This window comes from Pantoea sp. CTOTU49201, from assembly GCF_032054795.1.
GTDB lineage: Bacteria > Pseudomonadota > Gammaproteobacteria > Enterobacterales > Enterobacteriaceae > Pantoea > Pantoea symbiotica.
This window is the reverse complement of sequence record NZ_DAMBSA010000329.1, coordinates 1-3942: the sequence shown is the minus strand read 5'-3', so window position 1 is coordinate 3942 and position 3942 is coordinate 1. Positions and strand designations below refer to the sequence as shown.

Genomic DNA, 3942 nt, shown 5'->3' with positions numbered 1-3942 from the left:
AGGGTCGCCATTCATGGAGACCGAATAATGCATTAAAACTCTATTTAAAGAGGTACGTGGCAATGCAGACATTGATTTTCAATCAAGGCGATGCCAGCGAATCCCGCATCTATTACTGCGCGCACTATCTGGCGCAAAGCCTTGGCCTGTTTGCCGCGCAGCAGCTGCAGGTAATCTTCACCACCAGCGAATCGGGCGGACATACGGTGCAAGGCGGGCAAGTGCCTGCGGTGTTAAGCCGCGACGCCGATCTCACACTCGGCGGCCCGATGGTGGTGATGAAGCATTTTCAGCAGCATGGCGCGGAGTTGCAGTGTTTCTGCGCCTCGGTGGCGGCCAATCCGTGGTTTCTTGCGGCGGCGCAGGCGCAGCCGGATTTTCAGCTCAGCGATCTGCGCGGTAAACGCGTGCTGGATGTCGGCAATGTCGGTACCGCCACGCTGACGTTCCGCTGGCTACTGGCGCGTCACGGTTTGCAGGATGATGTCGAGTTGATCGCCGGCAGCGGCGACCAGGCGCGAGATTTCGCCGCCGTCGCCCATGGCGCAGCCGATTATGCGCTGCACGCCATGCATATGCTGGCACCCGCCATCGCCGCCGGACAGCTCCACAGCATCAGCAGCCTCGCCAGTTTGTGCGGTCACGTGCCGTGGAGCGCCTACATCGCCCGCGCCAATGTGCTGCAGGAGAAAGCCGCTGCCTTTGCCGCCTTCTCCCGCGCTATTGCGCAGGCGCTGACGTGGATGGCGAGCCATGACGCCACTGAGTTAGCGCAGCAGGTACAGGCTTTTTACCCCGATTATCCGCGCGATGCGCTGGTGCACGGCCTCGCCGCCTATCAACAGGCCGGCGTGTTTGCGCCAGATGGCGTGATTCCGCGCGCCGAATTTGCGCATTTCAGCCAGCTGTTAACTGCTATCGGCTGGCTCGACTCTTCACAGCCGGTGCCGTATGCGGCGCTGGTGACGCAGGCAGGAGCAGAGTGATGAAACAGCTGATTATTAATGGTTTGGTGGTGACAGAAACCCGCGCGGAACTGGCCGATCTGCTGATCGAAAACGGCAAGATCAGCGGCGTGTTATCGCCTGGCGCCATCACGCACGGCGTTGAAGAGGTGATCGATGCGCGTGGCTTGATCATCGTGCCTGGCGCAATTGATGTGCATACCCATTTCACCGGCTCGCACGATTTCCCCGAGCAGGAACTGCGTGAAGGCACGCGCGGTGCGGCGGCGCACGGCGTCACCACCATCGTCGAGATGCCGCATTCGCTGCCACCGGCGACATCGCTGGCTAACTTCAGCGCTAAGAAACGCTGGCTGGCAGACAACTGCTCGGTGGATTACGCCCTATGGGCTGGATTAAACGGGCGCAACGTACATGAACTGGCGGCGCTGGATCAGGCCGGTGCGCTGGCTTTCAAAGCCTTCCTGTGCAGCGGCGCGCCCAACGGTGAAGCCACCGACGAGAAAGGTTTGCCGCGTCTCGATGATGACGGCCTGCTGCGCGCCATGCGCGAACTGGCCACTTTCGACGGGCTGATTGGTGTACACGCCGAAAACCACGAGATTCTGATCGGTGCTGGCAGCGAACAGCGTCGTGCCGGACGCAAAGATGCACGCGCGCATGCGCTGGCGGGGCCGGAAATCGCCGAGATCGAAGCGGTGGGACGCGTGTTAGCGATTGCCGAAGAGACCGGCGCGCGCTGCCATATCGTGCACGTCAGCTCGGCGCGCGCGGCGGAAACCATCGTCGCCGCCAAAGGCCGCGTACGCGCCAGCTTCGAAACCTGTCCGCACTATTTACTGCTTGATGAAGACGATCTGGTACGCATCGGCCCCAACGCGCGCTGCGGGCCGCCAATCCGCCCGCGTCCGGTGGTGGATGCGCTGTGGCAGGTGCTGCTGCGCGGCGATATCGACATGATCGCCTCCGACCATTGCCCGTATACGCCCGCACAAAAGCAGGCAGGTGAAGCCAGCATCTGGGATGCAGGCATGGGATTAACCGGCGTGGAAACCCTCAGCCCGATGTTCTTCAGTGCGGCCCATAGTGAACGTGGTGTGGCGCTCAGCGAGTTTGCGCGCATGACCGCCAGCGGCCCGGCCAAAGCCTTCCAGCTGTGGGGCAAAAAAGGGGCGATTGCGCCCGGCTTCGACGCTGATTTGGTGTTCTATGACGCTAGCCAGAGCTGGACGGTGAGCGGCGCGAATTTTCAGGGACTCGGCAAGTGGAGCGCATTTGAAGGGATGCGCTGTCAGGGTAAAGTGGTGCGCACATTGATTCGTGGCGTCACGGTATTCCAGGATGACCAGATGCAGGTTGAACCCGGCTTCGGTCAGTTCGTGACCCGACAGGTTTAAACAGGACAAATAACATGGCAGGAAAATCCTCTACCGCTAGTCGTAAAAACAGCGCCCCGCTGGCGCAGGACGCGGCCACCGATAACAGCTGGAATACCGCGCGTCCGCGCACGCTGGTCGATCACGCCGTGGATGCCATTCTCAGCGCCGCCTCGCGCGGCCTGATCCTGCCCGGCGACCGCATCGCGGAACCGGAGTTGGTGGCCAAACTCGGCATGAGCCGCGTACCGATTCGTGAAGCGCTGCGCATTCTGGAGAGCCAGGGCATCGTCACCAGCGAGCCGTATAAAGGCATTCGCCTGATGGAGATTTCGCATCAGCGGCTGGAGCAGATTATCGATGTGCGCATCCCGCTGGAGACGCTGGCCTGTCGCCGCGCGATTGAGGCCGGACGCAACAGCGCCGAGCAGCTTAATCAGCTGTATCAAGGCGTGGCGCAGATGCAGGCGATGATGCAAAACGACGACGTTTACGGTTTTGCCTCCGCCGATACCGATTTTCACCGCACGCTGTGCAGCTTCGCGCACAACCCGGTGCTCAGTAATTTGTGGGAGTCGATTGCCCGTCAGCTGACGGTGATTTTTGGTCTCTCCACCATGGGCAAATCGATGAGCGACATCATCGAGGAGCACCAACGGCTGATTAATGTCTTTGCCGATGGCGACATCGACAAAATGACCGACGAGGTTGAGAACCACATCCGCATTCAGGCGCTGGACGTGGATTACGAAACCCTGATTACCCAACGCCGCCAGCATCGTTCCGCTATCGGCTAATTTCGCATTGCCTTTACACCAGGGAAAACACCATGAAAATCATTAACGTTGAGGCGTTTTACCTGCGCCTGCCAGTGATTGAGCAGCGCACCGATAGCTCTCAGGATGCGCTGCTGATCAAAATCACCACCGATGCCGGCATCACCGGCTGGGGCGAAGTGGATGGCAGTCCGTATGTCACCAAAGCCATCATCGAAGCACCCTATTCGCACACCATGGTCACCGGCCTGAAATCGCTGTTGATTGGCGAAAACCCGCTGGAAACCGGCCGTTTGTGGAAGAAGATGCACAAAGCCACCATCTATTACGGCCGCAGCGGCGCGGTGTTGCAGGCGATGGCGGGCATCGATATCGCCTTGTGGGACATCAAAGGCAAAGCGCTCGGCAAGCCGATTGTTGAACTGCTGGGCGGCGCGATGCGCGACAAGATGCGCGTTTACTCCTCCAACATGTTCCAGTTCAGCGTCGAAGAAACCGTCGCGCGCGCGCAACATGCGATTGATACCGGCCATAGCGGCGTGAAGTTTGGCTGGGAGCCGTTTGGCACTGACGAAGCGCTGGATCTGCGCTATCTCGAGGCGCTGCGCAAAGCGATGGGCGATAACGTGGATCTGATGCTGGATGTCGGCCACGTGTGGGATGCCAAAACCACCATCCGCCGCAGCCAACGCTACGAATATCTCAATCTGTTCTGGATTGAAGAGCCGCTGCATCCGGATAACTACGCCGGTTACGGCCAGGTTTCGGCGGCGTGCCAGCAACATATCGCCGCCGGTGAGCAAGAGTGTTCGGTAACGGGTTTCC

Annotated in this window: 4 protein-coding genes; all 4 read left to right on the top strand. The window is 60.1% G+C overall.

All coding sequences use genetic code 11. The features are described from left to right. Positions 1-62 precede the first annotated feature (62 nt). Positions 63-986 (top strand): ABC transporter substrate-binding protein, encoded by a 924-nt coding sequence (locus RTY00_RS19085; RefSeq protein ID WP_312665528.1) that lies wholly within the window; start codon positions 63-65, stop codon positions 984-986. Beyond that, positions 986-2362, top strand: a complete 1377-nt coding sequence (locus RTY00_RS19080) for an amidohydrolase family protein (protein WP_312665527.1) — start codon at positions 986-988, stop codon at positions 2360-2362. The genes RTY00_RS19085 and RTY00_RS19080 overlap by 1 nt, the downstream gene beginning before the upstream one ends. A 14-nt stretch (positions 2363-2376) precedes the next feature. Next, complete coding sequence (locus RTY00_RS19075; protein WP_312665526.1) at positions 2377-3138, top strand: GntR family transcriptional regulator; 762 nt, start codon at positions 2377-2379, stop codon at positions 3136-3138. Between the two features lie 32 nt (positions 3139-3170). After that, positions 3171-3942 (top strand): mandelate racemase/muconate lactonizing enzyme family protein (locus tag RTY00_RS19070; RefSeq protein WP_312665525.1); only part of this gene is annotated, 772 nt, incomplete at its 3' end.

Excerpts from the sequence above, each read along its gene's own strand:
- RTY00_RS19085 (WP_312665528.1), top strand. The coding sequence starts at position 63 with ATGCAGACATTGATTTTCAATCAAGGCGATGCCAGCGAATCCCGCATC.
- RTY00_RS19080 (WP_312665527.1), top strand. The coding sequence starts at position 986 with ATGAAACAGCTGATTATTAATGGTTTGGTGGTGACAGAAACCCGCGCG.
- RTY00_RS19075 (WP_312665526.1), top strand. The coding sequence starts at position 2,377 with ATGGCAGGAAAATCCTCTACCGCTAGTCGTAAAAACAGCGCCCCGCTG.